Below are 17,792 nucleotides of genomic sequence, written 5' to 3'. Positions count from 1 at the left end.
CGACCTTCGGGTTATGAGCCCGACGAGCTACCAGGCTGCTCCACCCCGCGTCCGTGGAAGCGCACTATACTCCGCTAACGTTTTGATGCAACCCTTTTTGGCAGAAATCATCAATTTTGTAAAAAATGGTGCATATAGAATCACTTCCAGCCTATTTTTTGCGCAAAACTGCCTTTGCGGTGCCTAAGCGCATTTCATTAGCCCTGGGGGTTTGTTATCTTCATCACGCACCCGGGCTTAGCAGCATAAAGAAGAGATACCATGAAAGGACGTTGGGCAAAATACGCAGTAACAGGCGCGATGCTGGCAATGCTGGCCGCCTGTTCCTCAAAACCGACCGATCGCGGTCAGCAGTATAATGAAGGTAAACTCACCCAGCCGTTTTCACTGGTTAACCAGCCTGATGCGGTCGGCTCGCCGATCAACGCCGGCGATTTCTCCGAGCAGGTGAGACAGATTCGTAGCGCCTCTCCGCGCCTCTACACCAGCCAGAGCAACGTCTACAATGCGATTCAGGAGTGGCTGCGTTCCGGCGGCGACACCCGCACGCTGAGCCAGTTTGGTATCGACGCCTGGCAGATGCAGGGGACGGATAACTACGGTAACGTCCAGTTTACCGGCTACTACACGCCGGTGGTGCAGGCGCGCCATACTCGCCAGGGCGAGTTCCAGTACCCGATTTACCGGATGCCGCCGAAGCGCGGCAAGCTGCCGTCCCGCGCCAGCATCTACGCCGGGGCTCTGAGCGACAACTACATTCTGGCCTACAGCAACTCGCTGATGGATAACTTCATCATGGACGTGCAGGGCAGCGGCTACATTGACTTTGGCGACGGCTCGCCGCTGAACTTCTTCAGCTATGCCGGGAAAAACGGCTGGCCGTACTACAGCATCGGTAAAGTGCTGATCGACCGCGGCGAAGTGAAGCGCGAAGATATGTCGATGCAGGCGATCCGCGAATGGGGCGAAAAACACAGCGAGGCGGAAGTCCGCGAGCTGCTGGAGCAGAACCCGTCGTTCGTCTTCTTTAAACCGCAGTCTTTTGCGCCGGTGAAAGGCGCCAGCGCGGTGCCGCTGATCGGCCGGGCATCGGTGGCTTCCGACCGTTCCATTGTTCCTGCCGGCACCACGCTGCTGGCGGAGGTGCCGCTGCTGGATAATAACGGCAAGTTTAACGGCCAGTACGAGCTGCGTTTAATGGTGGCTCTCGATGTTGGCGGGGCGATTAAAGGCCAGCACTTCGATATTTACCAGGGCATTGGCCCGGATGCCGGGCATCGTGCCGGCTGGTATAACCACTACGGCCGCGTATGGGTGCTGAAAAACGCCCCGGGCGCGGGCAACGTCTTTAGCGGCTAGTACGCCGGTTCTTTTCCCCGGTCGCGCTGCGCTTACCGGGGCTACGGCTGATTTTGTCACCCGGGTAAGGCGCTTGCGCCGCGACCCGGGAATGTCCACTAATTCTGAGGTTTTATGTCTGTTGTAATCAGCGATGCCTGGCGCCAGCGTTTTGGCGGCACGGCGCGTTTATATGGTGAAAAGGCGCTGCAATGTTTTGCCGACGCGCACGTCTGCGTGGTCGGCATCGGCGGCGTAGGCTCATGGGCGGCGGAAGCGCTGGCGAGAACCGGAATTGGCGCGATTACCCTGATCGATATGGATGATGTCTGCGTGACCAACACCAATCGCCAGATCCACGCCCTTGGCGGCAACGTTGGCCTGGCTAAAGCCGAGGTGATGGCGGAACGTATTCGCCTGATCAACCCCGAGTGCCGGGTCACGGTGGTGGACGATTTTGTCACCCCGGAAAACGTCGCCGAGTATCTTGGCGTTGGCTTTAGCTACGTGATTGACGCCATCGACAGCGTGCGCCCGAAAGCGGCGCTAATCGCTTACTGTCGTCGCCATAAGGTTCCGCTGGTGACCACCGGCGGCGCGGGCGGGCAAATCGATCCGACGCAAATTCAGGTCGCCGATCTGGCGAAAACCATCCAGGATCCGCTGGCGGCAAAGCTGCGTGAGCGTTTGAAGAGCCAGTTTGGGGTGGTGAAGAACAGCAAAGGTAAGCTCGGCGTGGATTGCGTGTTTTCCACCGAAGCGCTGGTTTATCCGCAGGCGGACGGCAGCGTTTGTGCGATGAAAAGCACCGCTGAGGGGCCGAAGCGAATGGACTGCGCATCCGGCTTTGGCGCCGCGACGATGGTGACCGCGACCTTTGGTTTTGTCGCCGTCTCCCACGCGCTGAAGAAAATGCTGGCGAAGGCGGAGCGGCAGACGGCGTAAATTCCCGGGTCGCGGCGCAGGCGCCTTACCCGGGCTACAAAACTGCGCACCTGTCCGGGCGACAAAACCGCATGAACCCGTAGCCCGGGCAAGGCGCGTCAAGCGCCGCCCCCGGGATAAGCTTAAACCTCAACCTCGCGGGCGGCGGCGAGCACCGCTTCGTTCAGGGCGCTGAGCCCCTGACTGCGCGAGGCGCTCAGCTGGCCGCGCAGCCCCAGCGCATCAAATAGCGCCAGCGGATCCTGCGCCAGCAGCTCAGCGGCGCTTTTGCCTTCTATGGCGGTCAACAGCACCGCCAGCATGCCGCGCACGATGCGGCCTTCGCTATCGCCGAAGAAATGCAGCTTGCCCTCGGCGTCAACGACGTGCCCCAGCCAGACGCGGTTTTCACAACCGGCAATCTCTTTGGCTCGCGCTTTCAGGTCGTCCGGCAGCGCGGGAAGCTGCTTACCCAGTAAAATCAGCTGGCGGTATTTATCTTCCCACTGGCTGAGCGGGGTAAAGGTCTGCCGTAGAGATGCCTCGGTGATGCGGGTACCAAAAGGGTGAGAAGTCGTCATTAATCCACCAGTATTTCCAGAGCGCGGTCCACGGCGTGCACCAGCGCGTAGACATCGTCTTGCGTGTTATAAGGCGCGAAGGAGGCCCGTAGCGTGCCGCTGACGCCAAGCGCCGCCAGCAGCGGCTGGGCGCAGTGCTGACCGGCGCGCAGCGCGATCCCCGACTCCGCCAGCAGCGTCACCATATCGCTATGGTGAACGCCGTCAAAATCAAACGCCAGCAGGCTGGCGTCCTGGCAGCGGAAGGAGCGGAAGCCCGGACGTTTCGCCAGCTCGTCTTCCGCCAGCGTCGCCAGGCCGCGGCTCCAGTTTTCCGCCTGCGCGATGTCCGTCTCCTCCAGCCACTCCAGCGCCGCGCTCAGGCCGATCACCCCGGCGATATTGGGCGTTCCCGCCTCGAAGCGCCAGGGGGCGGGCTGGGTTTTGAAGCCATCGAAGGTGACTTCGGTAATCATTTTTCCGCCGCCGAGCCACGGCGACATCTCCGCCAGCCGTTCGCTTTTGCCATACAGCGCGCCGATGCCGGTCGGCCCGTAGAGCTTATGGCCTGAAAAAGCATAAAAGTCGATATCCAGCGCCCGGACGTCCGCCGGGAAATGCACCGCCCCCTGCGCGCCGTCGACCATCACCACCATCCCGGCAGCGCGGGCCTGGCGTATTGCCAGCGCCAGATCCGGACAGCCGCCGGTGACGTTGGACATCTGGCCAATCGCCAGCACCCGGCTGCGCGGCGTGATAAGCGCGCCAAGCGCCGCCACGTCCGGCAGGCGGTTGCCCGCCAGCGGCAGCTTCACCACCCGCGCGCCGGTTTGCCCGGCAACCATTAACCACGGCACCAGGTTGGCGTGATGCTCTGCTTCGCTGACGATAATCTCATCGCCGGGTTTCAGGCGCGGGCGCACGTAGCTCTGCGCCACCATATTAATGGCTTCGGTGGTGCCGCGCGTCCAGACGATATCCTGGCCGGAAGGGGCGTTGAGCAGCGTTGCCACCCGTTCGCGCGCGTTTTCATAGCGTTCGGTTAGCTGACGGGCGGTGGCGAACTGGCTGCGGTGGACGTTACCGGCGCTAAGGCGATAGAACTGGTCGCTGGCCTCAATGACCGCCAGCGGTTTGAGGGTTGTCGCGGCGCTATCAAGATAGACGCCGGCGTCGGCCAGCGCCGGGAACTGGGCGCGAAATTGGACGGGGTTGAATGCGTTCATGAGATTCCTCGTATCGATATCAGGATCGTCGCGCAAATCGGCGGGTGATACAAGGTTTCTGCTAACGACTGGAATTTTCTGAATATGACTTCGGGTGGGTAAAAGATAGTTATGCTGAATAGTGTTGGGTTTGCGTTTTAACCTGGTACAGAACGAATCATAAACAGTATAAATAGTCGAAAGGAGAGAAAGATGAAAATGAATAAGACTGCCGCAATTATTTCTGCCTGTGTGCTGACCTTTGGCCTGAGCGCCTGCTCCTCCAACTACATGATGCATACCAACGATGGGCGCACCATCGTGACCGACGGCAAACCGCAAACGGATAATGATACTGGCATGATTTCGTACAAAGATGCCTGGGGTAACAAGCAGCAGATTAACCGTTCTGACGTAAAACAGCTGGGCGAGCTGGATAAGTGATTTCGGTATAGCAGGCAAAAAAAAGCACCGCGCAGTGCGGTGCTACATTAAATCACTATGGACAGACAGGGTAAATGTACAGGAAGTGAAAAGGGGTAGCTGAGCTACCATGGTCCGCAAACCCGGACCAATTGCAAACACAACAACACAACATCACAACCGTAAGCCAAAAGCTTGTTGGAACACGCATTCCAAAAAAAGCTCTTCGTTCCGGCTCAGGAAGTGCCGCCACTATAGGTATTTGCTGGTAGAAGCTCAACGGACAAATTATAATAGCTCAGATAAAAAAAACTAATAGGTTAACTATTGTTTCCTGTTTGTTAAATTGCCTTAACATCTAAGCCAGAATAACTATGTCCAAGCGTTTGCCACCTCTGAATGCATTACGTGTTTTTGATGCAGCCGCCCGCCATCTTAGCTTCACTCGCGCCGCCGATGAGCTTTTTGTGACGCAGGCCGCAGTCAGCCACCAAATCAAGTCCCTGGAGGATTTCCTCGGCCTCAAGCTGTTCCGTCGACGCAATCGTTCTCTTCTTTTGACGGAGGAGGGGCAGAGCTATTTTCAGGATATCAAAGAGATTTTCTCGCAGCTCACCGAAGCGACCCGCAAGCTTCAGGCCCGAAGCGCAAAAGGGGCCTTAACCGTCAGTATGCTCCCCAGTTTTGCCATTCAGTGGCTGGTGCCAAGGCTCACAAGCTTTAACTCAGCTTATCCGGGAATCGACGTCAGGATCCAGGCCGTGGACCGTCAGGAGGATAAGCTGGCCGACGATGTCGACGTGGCGATTTTTTACGGCCGCGGCAACTGGCCGGGGCTGCGGGTGGAAAAGCTGTACGCCGAATATCTGCTCCCGGTGTGCTCACCGCTGTTGCTCACCGGCGATAAAGCGTTGAAAACGCCTGCCGATCTGGCGCAACATACCCTGTTGCACGATGCTTCCCGCCGCGACTGGCAAACTTATACCCGCCAGTTAGGTCTAAACCATATTAATGTTCAACAGGGACCTATATTTAGCCACAGCGCAATGGTGCTGCAGGCGGCAATCCATGGACAGGGGGTCGCGCTGGCCAACAATGTAATGGCGCAGTCCGAGATTGAGGCGGGCCGTTTGGTCTGCCCGTTTAATGATGTTCTGGTCAGTAAGAATGCGTTTTATCTCGTTTGTCATGACAGTCAGGCAGAACTGGGTAAAATAGCCGCCTTCCGCCAGTGGATTCTGGCAAAAGCGGCTAATGAACAAGAAAAATTTCGCTTTCGTTATGAACAATAAATCATCGTAGGGTAAACACATGACCAGCCGTTTTATGCTGATTTTCGCCGCGATAAGCGGTTTTATCTTTGTGGCTTTGGGCGCTTTTGGCGCGCACGTTTTGAGTAAAACCATGGGCGTTGCGGAAATGGGCTGGATCCACACCGGCCTGCAGTATCAGGCATTCCATACGCTGGCTATTTTTGGCCTGGCGGTGGCGATGCAGCGCCGCATCAGCATCTGGTTTTACTGGAGCAGCGTCTTTATGGCGCTCGGTACCGTTCTTTTTAGCGGCAGCCTCTACTGTCTGGCGCTCTCGCATTTACGCCTGTGGGCGTTCGTTACGCCGGTTGGGGGCGTCTGCTTCCTCGCCGGTTGGATATTAATGTTAATTGGTGCAATTCGTCTGAAACGTAAGGGCGTTGTTCATGAATAAAGTTGTCCTCTATTGTCGCCCTGGGTTTGAGAAAGAGTGCGCAGCAGAAATTACCGATAAGGCCTCGCGCCTTGAGGTGTTTGGTTTTGCCCGGGTCAAAGACGACTCCGGCTATGTGATTTTTGAGTGCTACCAGGCCGAAGATGGCGAAAAGCTGGTGCGCGAACTGCCGTTCAGCTCGCTGGTGTTTGCCCGCCAGATGTTTGTGGTTGGCGAACTGCTGCGCGACCTGCCGCCGGAAGACCGGATTTCCCCGATCGTCGGTATGCTGCAGGGCGTGGTGGAGAAGGGCGGCGAACTGCGCGTAGAGGTTGCCGATACCAACGAAAGCAAAGAGCTGATGAAGTTCTGCCGCAAGTTTACGGTACCGCTGCGCGCGGCGCTGCGCGAAGCGGGCGTGCTGACCAACTATGAAACGCCAAAGCGGCCGGTGGTCCACGTGTTCTTTATCGCCCCCGGCTGCTGCTACACCGGTTACTCGTTGTCTAACAACAACTCGCCGTTCTATATGGGCATTCCGCGCCTCAAGTTCCCGTCCGATGCGCCGAGCCGTTCGACCCTTAAGCTGGAAGAGGCGTTTCACGTCTTTATTCCGGCGGATGAGTGGGACGAGCGTCTGGCGAACGGTATGTACGCGGTGGACCTCGGCGCCTGTCCCGGCGGCTGGACCTATCAGCTGGTGAAACGCAACATGTGGGTCTCTTCGGTGGATAACGGTCCGATGGCGCAAAGCCTGATGGATACCGGCCAGGTGACTTGGCTGCGTGAAGATGGCTTCAAGTATCGCCCGACGCGCAACAACATTTCGTGGATGGTGTGCGATATGGTGGAGAAACCGGCGAAAGTGGCGGCGCTGATGGCCCAGTGGCTGGTGAACGGCTGGTGCCGGGAAACCATCTTTAACCTGAAGCTGCCGATGAAAAAACGCTACGAAGAGCTGTCGCGCAACCTGGCCTATATTCAGGAACAGCTGGACGAGCACGGCATCAACGCGCAAATCCAGGCGCGCCAGCTATATCACGATCGCGAAGAGGTGACGGTGCACGTTCGCCGCCTGTGGGCTGCCGTCGGCGGTCGCCGCGACGAACGCTAGTTTAGCCGCTTTTGTAGGCCGGATAGGGTGTTAAGCCGCTATCCGGCGCTGCCATAGCCGTTACGACTGCGACACGTCCGAAACGATATGCGTCACATCATCCAGATGGCCGATCCGCGCCTCCCCTGAACGATTAAATTTGCTCTTATCAATCAACAATAACGATTGCGACGCTCGCTTAAGCAGCAGCGATTTGAACTCGGCGTTCACCGTATTTGAGTCCCAGAGCGCGCCGTCGCTGTCGATGCCCTCGCAGGAAAAAATGAACAGGTCGATCTCCAGCGCTTTGAGTTGTGAGATAAGCGACGCGCTGACGTAGCAGCCGTATTTTCGCTGGAGCGTACCCCCGGAGCAGGTAAGCTGAATGTTCTCTCGCTTGCTGAGCTCCTGGCAAATCGGCTGGCTGTTGGTAAAGACGTGAAGGTTGATATCCGGCAGCTGGCGGGCCAGATACCAGCAGGTGGAACTGGCATCAAGGGCGATAACCATCCCCTCTTCTATCCACGCAAGCGCCTCGCGGGCGATGTCCGCTTTGTGCGCGTAGTGGCTTTTCAGACGGATATGAAAAGGGTCGCCGCTGTCACGGCTTTGCCGGTGAATGACTTTTGCCCGACCGTGGTTACGCAGCACTTTCCCCTGGGACTGGAGCTCGCTGAGATCGCGGCGAATGGTTTCTCTGCTGACGTTAAGCTGTAGCGATAAGGCTTCGGTGGTCAGGCTGTTATGGTTAATGAGCAGGTCTAGTATCGCTTGCTGTCGTGCCGCTTTCATTTTTCTCACCCTGGCGTTCGCTGAGCGCCCGCATCAGACGGGCGCTCCGGCATGAGATTACGGCGTTACTCCTTTTTTTAAAAGAATATTCCCGTACTTAGCTCGCTCACCTGTGATAACGATCGCAAAGGCTTTTTGCGCCCGCTCGTAGAAAGCAAAGCGGTCGATGCGGGCGATCTCCGGGCAGGGCGCGGGGCCGGAAAGCGCCTCGCGATAGCGCGTTTCTACCTGAGGGTCGAGGGCGTCGCCTTCCACGGCGGCCATCATCACCAGCGGCGGAGCGTAGCTGTCTAACTCAAACAGCGGAATAATCGCCTGCAGCAGGTCGCTCACCCGCAGGCCGTCGGCGCGAATGACCTGTGGCCCCATGCTGTGGGCCGGGAAGTGGGCATCGGAAAAAATAATCTCATCGCCATGCCCCATTTCCGCCAGCACTTTGAGGAGGTCCGGGGAAATCAACGGGGAAATCGTTTTTAGCATCTCATACTCCCTCAATCAGTTCGGGTTCGGTTTGCGGGTAAAAGTAACGATACCGGTAGCTCACCTGCGCTCTGGCCTGCTCCGGGCTGCTGAATTCACCGACGCCATACCAGCCAAACATGGCGGCGCCGGCGACGGTGGTTTCGGCGTCATCGAGTACTTTAATGGGGATCTCCAGCCTGTTGGCTTTGATCTGATTCCACAGCGCGTTGCGGCTGCCGCCGCCGACCAGCAGCAGCTCGCGGGCTTTGAAGTGGCCGATTTGCTGCAGCGTTTGCAGATTGTGCGCCAGCTGTTCGGCTAATCCTTCCAGCGCGGCGAGGTAGAAATGACCGCGGGTGGTATTCAGCGTTATGCCCTGCCAGCCTGCGGTTGGGCTGGATAGCAGGTCGCACTGCATCTTCACCTTCTGAGCGCCGCGGGGGAGGGCCCGGGCCTCTTCAATCAACGTTTGCCACGGCGTTTCAGGCGTCCACAGCAGCTGGCGTATCCATTCCAGCACGCCGGAGGCCAGCCACTGCATGCCGGGGTTATAGCGTCCCGGCTGACAATCCAGCTCGCAGGTGGAGCCCGCATAGTGGCTGAGCAGCGACGTGTCTACCTGGGCGCTGCGCACCATCAGAATTTCCCAGGTGCCGGACGACAGCACCGGTTCATCCTGCTCCGCGCCCGCGCCAAACAGCGCGAACTGGGTGTCGTGCCCGGCGGAGATAACCGGAATGCCGACGGCTAAACCCAGCATCTTCGCGGCATCGCTCCGCAGCGTGCCAATCTGCTGGCCCGCTTCAACGAGCCGGGGAAACAGGCGGCGCGGCAATCCCGTGGCCTGCAGAATCTGCGCGCTGAAATCCCGCTGGTGGATATCCAGCATCTGGCTGGTGCCCGCCATAGTGATATCGGTCGTGAATTCCCCGGTCAGACGCTGGTTGAGAAGCGAGGAGATGAACAGCCAGGCATGAGCCTGCTCCAGCAGCTGCGGGTGGTTCTCTTTCAGCCATATCAGCTTATACAGGGTGTTGAAACCAAATGCGCCGACGCCGGAGATCTGCTGGAGCTGCTGCGCGGGCATAAAGCGGCCGATATTGTCCATCACCGACGCGGTACGCGAACATTTCCAGCTGATGACCGGATAGAGCAGCTTGCCCTGTTCATCCACCAGCGCGCCGTCGACGCCGAAGGTGGTGACCGTGATGCCGCGAACCGTGCAGGATGAGAGCGGGTCGGCAATTTGCCGACAGCATTCGGCGAAGCGTTGCAGGATCGCCTCCAGCGACCACTGGTGCCAGGCGCTGTTCTCCACGGCGATATCGCTGGCGTTGGCCGTTGCGGCGCGGGCGATAATGTTCCCCTGGCGGTCAACGGCAATCGCCCGTACGTTAGTGGCGCCGCAGTCGAGGACCAGGATGACTTCATTCTTCATAATCTCTCCCGAGACGTTGCCGGATGGCGGCGTAAACGCCTTATCCGGCCTACGGGACGGTATCATCCGTAGGCCGGATAAGCGCAGCGCCATCAGGCATTTTTAACGTTTATACAGCGGGCCGTAGTTCTGGCAGGCGCGGTAATCCTGGCCTTCGCTATCCATCCCGTGCGCAGACCAGCTGGAGGGGCGGTAGATTTTCGCCTCTTCTACGTTATGCATGCACACCGGGATCCGCAGCATCGACGCCAGGGTGATAAAGTCGGCGCCAACGTGGCCGATGGTCAGCACGCCGTGGTTAGCGCCCCAGTTCGCCATCACCGAGTAGACGTCGGAGAACGGGCCTTTACCGGTCAGGCGCGGCGCAAACCAGGTGGTGGGCCAGGTGGAGTTGGTGCGGGCATCCAGCTGGTCATGCATCGCTTTCGGTAGCTCTACGCTCCAGCCTTCGGCAATCTGCAGTACCGGGCCGAGGCCTTTGATGATATTTACGCGGGTCATGGTGAACGGCACGCCGCCTTCGGTCAGGAAGCGGGAGGAGAAGCCGCCACCGCGGAAATATTCATGAATCGCCGGGCACCATTCGGTGGCCGCGAGGCAGGCGTCGGCCTCCTGCTGGCTGATTTCCCAGTGCGGCTTCATGGTTGGCTTGCCTTCCGCATCGCGCTGTTTGCAGGCGCCGTCCAGCGCCGCTGAACCGGAGTTGATCAAGTGGATAATGCCGTGTTCCGCCAGTCCGGTGAGCGGTTGGCCGGTGACGCGTTTAACCGCGTCCGGCGACCAGTAGGTGCGCACGTCGGCAAACACCTGGGCGGTGCCGGTCAGCTGGTGGCCCATCAGCATCGCCACGCCGTTGAGGCTGTCGTTTTCCGTGGCGACGACGAAGGGTTCGCGTACGCCGTTCCAGTCGAACGAGCTATTGAGCAGCGCTTCGGCGGTATCGCCGTTAGGGTATTGATCGGTCCAGTGGCGCTGGCCCTGGAAGCCCGCAGCGATGGCGTTGTAGCCCAGCGACTCTTCGACCAGCCCTTTTTCCGCCAGCTTCTTGTTGCCCTGCATCATGTCGCGGATGCACATCGCCATCAGCAGGCTCTCTTTCAGCACCGCGCGGCTCTGTTTGGCGTTGCGCTTATACTGCTGCGCGTTCTGGTCTTCGCCGTAGCGGAAGTTTTTATCCGCCCACGCCAGCGCCATTTCCAGCTCGCTTTCATCATAGATTTTCTGGTCGATGCGGCGGCGCAGCTCGGTCATGTCCACCGCCTGCACTTTCATACCGAGCCAGGACTCGAAGAAGTTGTGATCGACGATAGAACCGGCGATCCCCATTGACACGCCGCCAACGGAAAGATAGCTTTTGCCCTTCATGCTGGCCACCGCTAAGCCGGCGCGGGCAAAGCGCAGCAGTTTTTCTTCGACATCCGGCGGAATGGAGGTGTCGTCGGCGTCCTGCACGTCGTGACCATAAATGGAGAACGCCGGAATACCCTTCTGACTGTGGGCTGCCAGCGCTGCCGCCAGGTAAACCGCGCCGGGGCGTTCGGTGCCGTTAAAGCCCCAGATGGCTTTTGGCCGCAGCGGGTCCATATCGATAGTTTCGCTGCCGTAGCACCAGCACGGAGTCACGGTAATGGTGACGCCGACGTTCTGGCTGCTGAATTTCTCCTCGCAGGCGGCGGATTCCGCCATGCCCGCAATGCAGCTGTCGGCGATGACGCACTCAATCTGCGCGCCGCAGGCGTGACGCAGTTTTTCCACGATCAGCGCGGCGGTGGCTTTCGCCATATTCATGGTTTGCTCTTCCAGCGACTCACGCACCCCCATGCGGCGCCCATCAATCACCGGGCGGATGCCAATTTTCGGTAAGCTGATTTTTTTCATTCCAGATTCCTCACGTTATTCGGATAAATGTTTAGTTAGCTGCCGTTTGCGAACGGAAACGGGCAAAGATGAAGATGACGGCAAAGCACAGCGCCGGGACCAGCTCCGCGGTGGGGATGTTGCCGGCGGCGTCGCTGACAAAGCCCATCACCGGGGTGACAATCCCGCCGCCAATAATGGTCATGACGATAAAAGAGGAGCCGTATTTGGTGTCCTGGCCCAGGTTTTTGATGCCCAGCGAGAAGATGGTCGGATACTGAATCGACATAAAGGCGCTGCACAGCGTCAGGGCCAGCAGACCCACGTGGCCGCCGGTGAAAGCGGAAATCAGGCACAGGATCATCGAGAGCAGGGCATAGGCTGCCAGCACTTTATGCGGCGCGAAGCGGCTGATGAGCCAGGTACCGGAGAAGCGGCCGATAAAGAAGCACACCATCGTGCCGGTCAGATAGTTGGCGGCGAAACCGGGCGTCATGCCGGGGATCTCTTCGATAGCGTAGCGAATCAGATAGCTCCAGCAGGCGGTTTGCGCGCCGACGTAGCAGAACTGCGCCAGCACCGCCCAGCGCCAGTGGCGAACGCGGACCAGGCGAGCAAGGGAAGCGGAGAAGGAACTCTGGTTGGCGTCACTATGGTCGTCGCTCTGCAGGGCCGGAAATTTGGTCAACATAATCAACAGAGCGACCAGTAAGACAACCGCGACGATGATCATATACGGGGTTTGCACCGAGAGCACCAGGCTGTGTTTATAGGCGCTAAGCTGCTCCGGAGCCATTTTATCGAGCACATCCTGCGATTGATGCGGCACATTAGACAAAATGAGACTTTGCCCAAAAACCACCGCAATAATGGCGCCAAACGAGTTAAACGTTTGGGCAAGATTAAGCCGGAAGTGACCGCCGCTTTCTGGTCCTAAGACGGTAACAAACGGGTTTGCCGCGGTTTCTAAACACCCTAAGCCTGCAGCAATAATAAACAGGCCAATCAGGAATAAGGTGTAATTCATAACCTCAGCGGCGGGCCAGAATAGCGCGGCGCCAAAAGCATATAAGAACAGTCCGGTAATAATGCCGGCTTTATAACTTAACTTTTTCATCAAAATTCCGGCCGGAATGGGAATGACAAAATAGCCGAAATAAAAGGCGGATTGAATCAGTCCAGCCTGGAAGTTGGTTAAGGTAAAGGCTTGTTGAAATTGTGGTAATAAAATATCGTTGAGATTATTTGCGACCGCCCAAAGAAAAAACAGCGAGCACAGTAGGGCGAAGGGAATAATGTAGCGCTTGCTTTGCCCTGTCTCTACCGCACGAAAACTCTGCGTTTGTATTGTTGTGTTTCCCATAGCATCCTCATTGGTTCAGAAGCGTGTTCTGCAGCCGGCTTATGCCCACCAGACCGCAAAAATCAGGCGAGCTCTTGTGACGACATCAACAGTGAAATAAACATCACGGAGTGAACTCATGAATTCATTTTCAAATTAAAAAAGCCTTTTAATATGATAGCGGTCACACTTCGTATCCACTCGGTGGTTTTATGTGATTATCATCACTTTAATAATCAGAAAATCATGACCGTTTGAGAAAGTTAATTGTAAAACCCACAGGGTCGATGACCGATTTATTTTATTATGTGGAAAACGGGCAGTTGTTAAAACTATCAGTAAAATGCCCGTTTTTAAATCTATTAGTAAGAACGGGCATTTTTCAGAAAGCAAAAATCAATGAACGGTTGTTTTTATACTGAAATAAGTGAGAGGAATCACAGAACCGGCGGATGTAAATTCCTTTCTGCTTATTCGGGATGATGATGGTGAGTAATTATTTGAGCTATTCAACAGCGTCGGAGCGTCATCTCCGGCGAGCCGTCTGTTGTCGCATTGCGCATCATAAAGAGAGGTAAAGAATGGAACGAAATAGACTGGCCCGGCAGATTATTGATACCTGCCTGGAAATGACCCGCCTGGGGTTAAATCAGGGAACCGCCGGTAACGTGAGCGTGCGTTATCAAGGGGGGATGCTGATCACGCCAACGGGTATTCCTTACGAAAAGCTGACGGAAGCGCACATTGTGTATATCGATGCCGAAGGTCAGCATGAACAGGGCAAACTGCCGTCCAGCGAGTGGCGTTTTCATATGGCGGCTTATCAGACGCGGCCTGATGCTCACGCGGTGGTACATAATCATGCGGTTCACTCTACGGCGGTGTCGATCCTCAATCGTCCCATTCCCGCCATTCACTATATGATTGCGGCGGCGGGCGGCAACTCTATCCCCTGTGCGCCCTACGCCACGTTTGGTACCCGCGAGCTGTCTGAGCATGTGGCCGTGGCGCTGAAAAACCGCAAAGCGACGCTGCTGCAGCACCATGGCCTGATCGCTTGTGAAGAGAATCTGGAGAAGGCCCTGTGGCTGGCGCATGAAGTTGAGGTGCTGGCGCAGCTTTATCTCAGCACTCTGGCCATCACCGATCCGGTGCCGGTTCTTGGCGACGAGGCCATTGCTATCGTGCTGGAGAAATTCAAAACCTACGGATTGCGTATCGAAGAGTGATGCCGTAAGCGAAGGCTTCTGCCGGCTGCTTCCGGGAGATGTGCTGGGCTGATACCCCGGCGCTGTTATTCCCCGGCTTGCGCTGCGCTTAGCCGGACTACGGGCTGTCCCTCTGTGCTTTGCTCCCGGGGGCGGCGCTTGACGCGCCTTGCCCGGGCTACGGGCTCACCGTCGTCTGCGGTAGCCCGGGTAAGGCGTAAGCCGCGACCCGGGGAATGCGCTCACCGTCTGCGGTCCGGTAGCCCGTACAGATGCGCAGCATCGCCTCCGGGGAAATGGTGCCACGCTGCGCTCTGCTCCCGGGGGCGGCGCTTGATGCGCCTTGCCCGGGCTACAGGTATTCAGCCGTCTGCGGTAGCCCGGGTAAGGCATAAGCCGCGACCCGGGGAATGCGCTCACCGTCTGCGGGCCGGTAGCCCGGACAGATGCGCAGCATCGCCTCCGGGAAGCCGCGCGCACCGCAGCCCGGCGCTACCGGGACAGCCGCAGCTGCTGCAGGTTGCCGTCCAGCTGTAAATCGGTTTGCAGGCGCGCGATGTCCCGGCAGGTGAAGGCCATCTCTTTCTGTTCTTCCAGCTTCTTGCGCCACTTCTCCGGCACGTCCGCCAGCCGCGCGTAGATCCCTTCCAGATCCTGAAAATCGGTTAACAGCTGGGCGGCGCTTTTCGGCCCAATGCCCGCCACTCCGGGAACCTTTGAGCTGCTGATGCCCGCCAGCCCCCAGTAGTCAGGCAGCTGTTCCGGCGTCACGCCAAACTCTTTGGCGATAAACGGCGCATCAAGCCAGCGCTTCTGAAAATAGTCGCGGATGCGGATCGTTGGCGACAGCAGCTGGCAGTAGCCTTTGTCGGTTGAAACGATGGTTGCCTGATGGCCGGCCTGCGCCACTTTGACCGCCAGGGTCGCGGCAAGATCGTCGGCTTCGCTGCCGCTGAGCGCCCAGCAGCGAAACCCGCGCTGCTCAAACGCCGCCCGCAGCGCCGGCATTTCCGCTTCGAGGGTCTCCGGCATCGGCGCGCGCCCGGCTTTATAATCGGGCAGACGCTGATGTCGCCAGCCGTGGCCGCGGTCTTCATCATCAAATACCGCCACCACGTGGGTTGGCTGGCTATGGACCACCAGCTGTTCAAGCGCATGCAGGCAGGTGTCGACGCAGGGTGACCCCTGCACCGCGTGGATGCGGCGAATCAGATTAAGTGCGTCGACGATTAACAGATGAACGGCCACGGATATCCTCATAAATAGGCTCTTATTGCAGTGCCTTTCAGGGTAACATCGCCGCGCGGATGAGGCTATTGGCGCCAGGGAAATCAGGAAGATGACTCGCAGTTTCCGGCTAATCAACGTGCATCAGCAGGCCGAGATCGCTATTGGTGGCTTCGCCGTACCAGACCGCCTCGCGCACCGAAACCGGTTTGTGGATAAGCCCCAGGGCGTAAAAGCGATCGGCGATACTTTGTTGGGCGCGAATCACGTTGAGATCCATCGGCCGCGGACGATGGCTGCGGCGCGATAAGGCGCGCGTCAGAGAGGCGGCGTTAAGCCCCAGCTCGGCGGAGAGCAGTCCGGCGGCTTGCTCCCGGTGCTGGTCAATAAACTGGCCAGTCTGCGCCAGCTCGGCTAACAGGCGCTGCATGATATCGCTATTGCGGCTGGCGTAGTCGCGGCGCGACAGGTAGAACTGGTGGTTATTGACGCGCCCCTCGCCGCTGGCAACAACCCGTAATTCGCCGCTATATTCCGCGTCGCTGAGCAGCGGATCCCACATCATCCAGGCGTCCACCGCCAGGTAATCGCTGGCGGTCAGCGGATATTTCGGCGGAATATAGACCACTTTGACGTCGTTTAATGCCAGCCCGGCCTCTTCCAGGATATGCAGCAGCAGCCAGTGCACGTTAGAGCCCTTATTCAGTGCGATACGCTTGCCGCGCAGGTCGGCAATGGTGCGAATGTCGCTGTGCTGCGGGACGACCATCGCCACGCTTTGCGGAGCGGGCGGTTCCCAGGCGACGTAGACCAGCTCGCCGTTACTCGCCTGAGCGAAAACCGGCGGCGCTTCGCCGGTGGTGCCAAAATCGATCTCATCGCAGGCGAGGGCGTGCAGCAGCTGCGGCCCGGCGGGGAATTCGCTCCACAGCACGCTGACGCCGCGGCTGGCAAAGGCTTGCTCGAGACTTTGCCGCGCTTTCAGGATGCCAAGATTGCCGAAGCGCTGGAAGCCGATGCGCAATTCCCGGTCGCGAGAGACGCTGTTGACCGCCGCGCCGAAGAGAGGCTCCTGACGGCGGCGGCTTTTAATGATGCCAAAATTGGCCAGCTGCGTGCGCAGCGTGTGGCGGCTAATACCGAGCAGCGCCGCGGCCTGGCTTTGATTATCGTCACTGTGGGCCATCGCGCCGCGTATTAACGCCCCGGTGACCCTCTCCCACAGCGGCTCGCCCGGCAGGGAAAGCTGACGACGAATAAAATCGTCGAGCTCATTATCGCCCGCCGCCGAGGGCTCATTGTTCAGCGTCGTCAGCCGCAGCTGGGCGGGGCCGATCTCCTCTTCTTTACTCAGCAATACCGCGTTATGCAGGGTGTTTTCCAGCTCGCGAATATTGCCCGGCCAGGGGTACTCCATCAGCCTTGCCAGCGTCTCCGGGGCCAGACGACGAGCCGGGCGGCCCAGGCGGCGGGCGTAGAGCGAGAGAAAATGGTCCGCCAGTACGGGAATATCCTGGCGACGCTGGCGCAGCGGCGGCAGCGGGACGAGGGCGATATTCAGGCGATAGTAGAGGTCTTCGCGGAAACGACGCTCGCGGATGGCCTGCATCAGGTCCACGTGGGTGGCGGCGATCACCCGCACGTCCACCTTAATGGCCTTGCGCGAGCCTACGCGGGTGATTTCGCGCTCCTGCAGAACGCGCAGCAGTTTGACCTGAAGCGGCAGGCTAAGCTCGCCGATTTCATCGAGCAGCAGGGTGCCGCCCTCCGCCGCCTCGAACCAGCCGGGATGGCCTTGTACCGCGCCGGTAAACGCCCCTTTTTCATGGCCGAACAGCTCCGCTTCCGCCAGGCTTTCGCTGAGCGCGCCGCAGTTGACGGCCAGAAACGGCCGGTGGCGGCGCGGGCTATGGTGATGCAGGTAGCGGGCGACGACCTCCTTACCGGTGCCGGTTTCGCCGACAATCAGCACAGTCGCCTCGGTGGGGGCCAGTTTATCCAGCAGGCTCTGAAACGCTTTTGACGCCGGGTCGATCAGCGCGGGCGTAGAGGATGGAAATTCAGGATTCAGCATGGTGACCTCCGGTATTTGATGTCCTGAAGTTATCCTGTGCCGGGGACGGAAACCAGAGGGCTAACTCGCCGGTCTGTTGCAAATGCCGCAGTCCGGACGCATTGGCTGCGGCATTTGCAACAGCGGCGTAAGGTTCGGTTTTTTGTAACTCAATGAATTTATA

At 58.5% G+C, this 17,792-nt stretch carries 16 protein-coding genes; 7 read left to right on the top strand and 9 right to left on the bottom strand.

The features are described 5' to 3' along the window. Positions 1–261: 261 nt before the first annotated feature. Positions 262–1,359 carry a murein transglycosylase A gene (gene mltA / locus ABLU88_RS18535; protein WP_004124438.1) on the top strand — a complete coding sequence of 366 codons (1,098 nt, stop codon included), beginning with the start codon at positions 262–264 and terminating at the stop codon, positions 1,357–1,359. A 114-nt stretch (positions 1,360–1,473) separates the two neighbouring features. Continuing rightward, on the top strand, positions 1,474–2,283 hold the full coding sequence (tcdA, locus tag ABLU88_RS18530; protein ID WP_009651598.1) for a tRNA cyclic N6-threonylcarbamoyladenosine(37) synthase TcdA: 810 nt from the start codon (positions 1,474–1,476) through the stop codon (positions 2,281–2,283). Positions 2,284–2,405: 122 nt separating this feature from the next. On the opposite strand, the gene csdE is transcribed toward tcdA, so the two are convergent. Both csdE and csdA read right to left on the bottom strand, forming a co-directional pair. Further along, on the bottom strand, positions 2,406–2,843 hold the full coding sequence (gene csdE, locus ABLU88_RS18525) for a cysteine desulfurase sulfur acceptor subunit CsdE (protein WP_032751059.1): 438 nt from the start codon (positions 2,841–2,843) through the stop codon (positions 2,406–2,408). Then, positions 2,843–4,048, bottom strand: a complete 1,206-nt coding sequence (gene csdA, locus ABLU88_RS18520) for a cysteine desulfurase CsdA (protein ID WP_109240821.1) — start codon at positions 4,046–4,048, stop codon at positions 2,843–2,845. Before csdA ends, csdE begins: the two co-directional genes overlap by 1 nt. A 198-nt stretch (positions 4,049–4,246) precedes the next feature. On the opposite strand from csdA, the gene ABLU88_RS18515 reads away from it, so the two are divergent. From ABLU88_RS18515 to rlmM, 4 genes are all read left to right on the top strand, one after another. Further along, on the top strand, positions 4,247–4,471 hold the full coding sequence (locus tag ABLU88_RS18515; RefSeq protein ID WP_348837532.1) for a YgdI/YgdR family lipoprotein: 225 nt from the start codon (positions 4,247–4,249) through the stop codon (positions 4,469–4,471). 353 nt (positions 4,472–4,824) lie between these two features. After that, positions 4,825–5,742 carry a glycine cleavage system transcriptional regulator GcvA gene (gene gcvA, locus ABLU88_RS18510; protein ID WP_004114967.1) on the top strand — a complete coding sequence of 306 codons (918 nt, stop codon included), beginning with the start codon at positions 4,825–4,827 and terminating at the stop codon, positions 5,740–5,742. A 19-nt stretch (positions 5,743–5,761) separates the two neighbouring features. Continuing rightward, entirely contained in the window at positions 5,762–6,157 is a 396-nt protein-coding gene (locus ABLU88_RS18505; RefSeq protein WP_004853688.1) for a DUF423 domain-containing protein, read from the top strand. Then, positions 6,150–7,250: a 23S rRNA (cytidine(2498)-2'-O)-methyltransferase RlmM gene (rlmM, locus tag ABLU88_RS18500; protein ID WP_014226619.1), complete on the top strand. Its 1,101-nt coding sequence runs from the start codon at positions 6,150–6,152 to the stop codon at positions 7,248–7,250. The genes ABLU88_RS18505 and rlmM overlap by 8 nt, the downstream gene beginning before the upstream one ends. Before the next feature lie 60 nt (positions 7,251–7,310). Here rlmM and fucR read toward each other — a convergent pair whose 3' ends face one another. From fucR to fucP, 5 genes are all read right to left on the bottom strand, one after another. Next, the gene (fucR, locus tag ABLU88_RS18495) at positions 7,311–8,021 is read right to left on the bottom strand and encodes an L-fucose operon activator (RefSeq protein ID WP_025108018.1); all 711 of its coding nucleotides are present in this window, start codon (positions 8,019–8,021) and stop codon (positions 7,311–7,313) included. A 57-nt stretch (positions 8,022–8,078) separates the two neighbouring features. Continuing rightward, positions 8,079–8,501: an L-fucose mutarotase gene (gene fucU, locus ABLU88_RS18490; protein ID WP_004853682.1), complete on the bottom strand. Its 423-nt coding sequence runs from the start codon at positions 8,499–8,501 to the stop codon at positions 8,079–8,081. 1 nt (position 8,502) lies between these two features. Next, complete coding sequence (gene fucK, locus ABLU88_RS18485; RefSeq protein WP_348837523.1) at positions 8,503–9,921, bottom strand: L-fuculokinase; 1,419 nt, start codon at positions 9,919–9,921, stop codon at positions 8,503–8,505. A gap of 102 nt (positions 9,922–10,023) precedes the next feature. Beyond that, a complete protein-coding gene (gene fucI / locus ABLU88_RS18480) occupies positions 10,024–11,799 on the bottom strand; it encodes an L-fucose isomerase (RefSeq protein WP_348837521.1) in 1,776 nt (591 codons plus the stop codon). 31 nt (positions 11,800–11,830) lie between these two features. Continuing rightward, positions 11,831–13,141: an L-fucose:H+ symporter permease gene (gene fucP, locus ABLU88_RS18475; protein WP_004853675.1), complete on the bottom strand. Its 1,311-nt coding sequence runs from the start codon at positions 13,139–13,141 to the stop codon at positions 11,831–11,833. 560 nt (positions 13,142–13,701) lie between these two features. On the opposite strand from fucP, the gene fucA reads away from it, so the two are divergent. Beyond that, entirely contained in the window at positions 13,702–14,349 is a 648-nt protein-coding gene (gene fucA, locus ABLU88_RS18470) for an L-fuculose-phosphate aldolase (RefSeq protein ID WP_004853673.1), read from the top strand. A gap of 471 nt (positions 14,350–14,820) precedes the next feature. Here the strand turns inward: fucA and xni are convergent, their stop codons facing one another. After that, positions 14,821–15,576, bottom strand: coding sequence for a flap endonuclease Xni (gene xni, locus ABLU88_RS18465; protein WP_025108014.1), 756 nt, complete (start codon positions 15,574–15,576; stop codon positions 14,821–14,823). A gap of 109 nt (positions 15,577–15,685) precedes the next feature. Continuing rightward, positions 15,686–17,629, bottom strand: coding sequence for a sigma-54-dependent Fis family transcriptional regulator (locus ABLU88_RS18460; RefSeq protein WP_049079281.1), 1,944 nt, complete (start codon positions 17,627–17,629; stop codon positions 15,686–15,688). Positions 17,630–17,792 lie beyond the last annotated feature (163 nt).

This window comes from Klebsiella sp. GW_Kp182 (assembly GCF_040062275.1).
GTDB classification, from domain to species: Bacteria; Pseudomonadota; Gammaproteobacteria; order Enterobacterales; family Enterobacteriaceae; genus Klebsiella; species Klebsiella michiganensis.
The sequence above is the reverse complement of the archived record's forward strand: the minus strand, read 5'-3'. Positions and strand labels throughout refer to the sequence as shown.

Bases quoted from the DNA above. Each gene is read 5' to 3' on its own strand.
- ABLU88_RS18460 (WP_049079281.1), bottom strand. From the start codon at position 17,629: ATGCTGAATCCTGAATTTCCATCCTCTACGCCCGCGCTGATCGACCCG.
- csdA (WP_109240821.1), bottom strand. From the start codon at position 4,048: ATGAACGCATTCAACCCCGTCCAATTTCGCGCCCAGTTCCCGGCGCTG.
- fucR (WP_025108018.1), bottom strand. From the start codon at position 8,021: ATGAAAGCGGCACGACAGCAAGCGATACTAGACCTGCTCATTAACCAT.
- fucI (WP_348837521.1), bottom strand. From the start codon at position 11,799: ATGAAAAAAATCAGCTTACCGAAAATTGGCATCCGCCCGGTGATTGAT.
- tcdA (WP_009651598.1), top strand. From the start codon at position 1,474: ATGTCTGTTGTAATCAGCGATGCCTGGCGCCAGCGTTTTGGCGGCACG.
- mltA (WP_004124438.1), top strand. From the start codon at position 262: ATGAAAGGACGTTGGGCAAAATACGCAGTAACAGGCGCGATGCTGGCA.
- rlmM (WP_014226619.1), top strand. From the start codon at position 6,150: ATGAATAAAGTTGTCCTCTATTGTCGCCCTGGGTTTGAGAAAGAGTGC.
- ABLU88_RS18515 (WP_348837532.1), top strand. From the start codon at position 4,247: ATGAATAAGACTGCCGCAATTATTTCTGCCTGTGTGCTGACCTTTGGC.
- gcvA (WP_004114967.1), top strand. From the start codon at position 4,825: ATGTCCAAGCGTTTGCCACCTCTGAATGCATTACGTGTTTTTGATGCA.
- fucK (WP_348837523.1), bottom strand. From the start codon at position 9,921: ATGAAGAATGAAGTCATCCTGGTCCTCGACTGCGGCGCCACTAACGTA.
- csdE (WP_032751059.1), bottom strand. From the start codon at position 2,843: ATGACGACTTCTCACCCTTTTGGTACCCGCATCACCGAGGCATCTCTA.
- fucU (WP_004853682.1), bottom strand. From the start codon at position 8,501: ATGCTAAAAACGATTTCCCCGTTGATTTCCCCGGACCTCCTCAAAGTG.
- ABLU88_RS18505 (WP_004853688.1), top strand. From the start codon at position 5,762: ATGACCAGCCGTTTTATGCTGATTTTCGCCGCGATAAGCGGTTTTATC.
- fucP (WP_004853675.1), bottom strand. From the start codon at position 13,141: ATGGGAAACACAACAATACAAACGCAGAGTTTTCGTGCGGTAGAGACA.
- fucA (WP_004853673.1), top strand. From the start codon at position 13,702: ATGGAACGAAATAGACTGGCCCGGCAGATTATTGATACCTGCCTGGAA.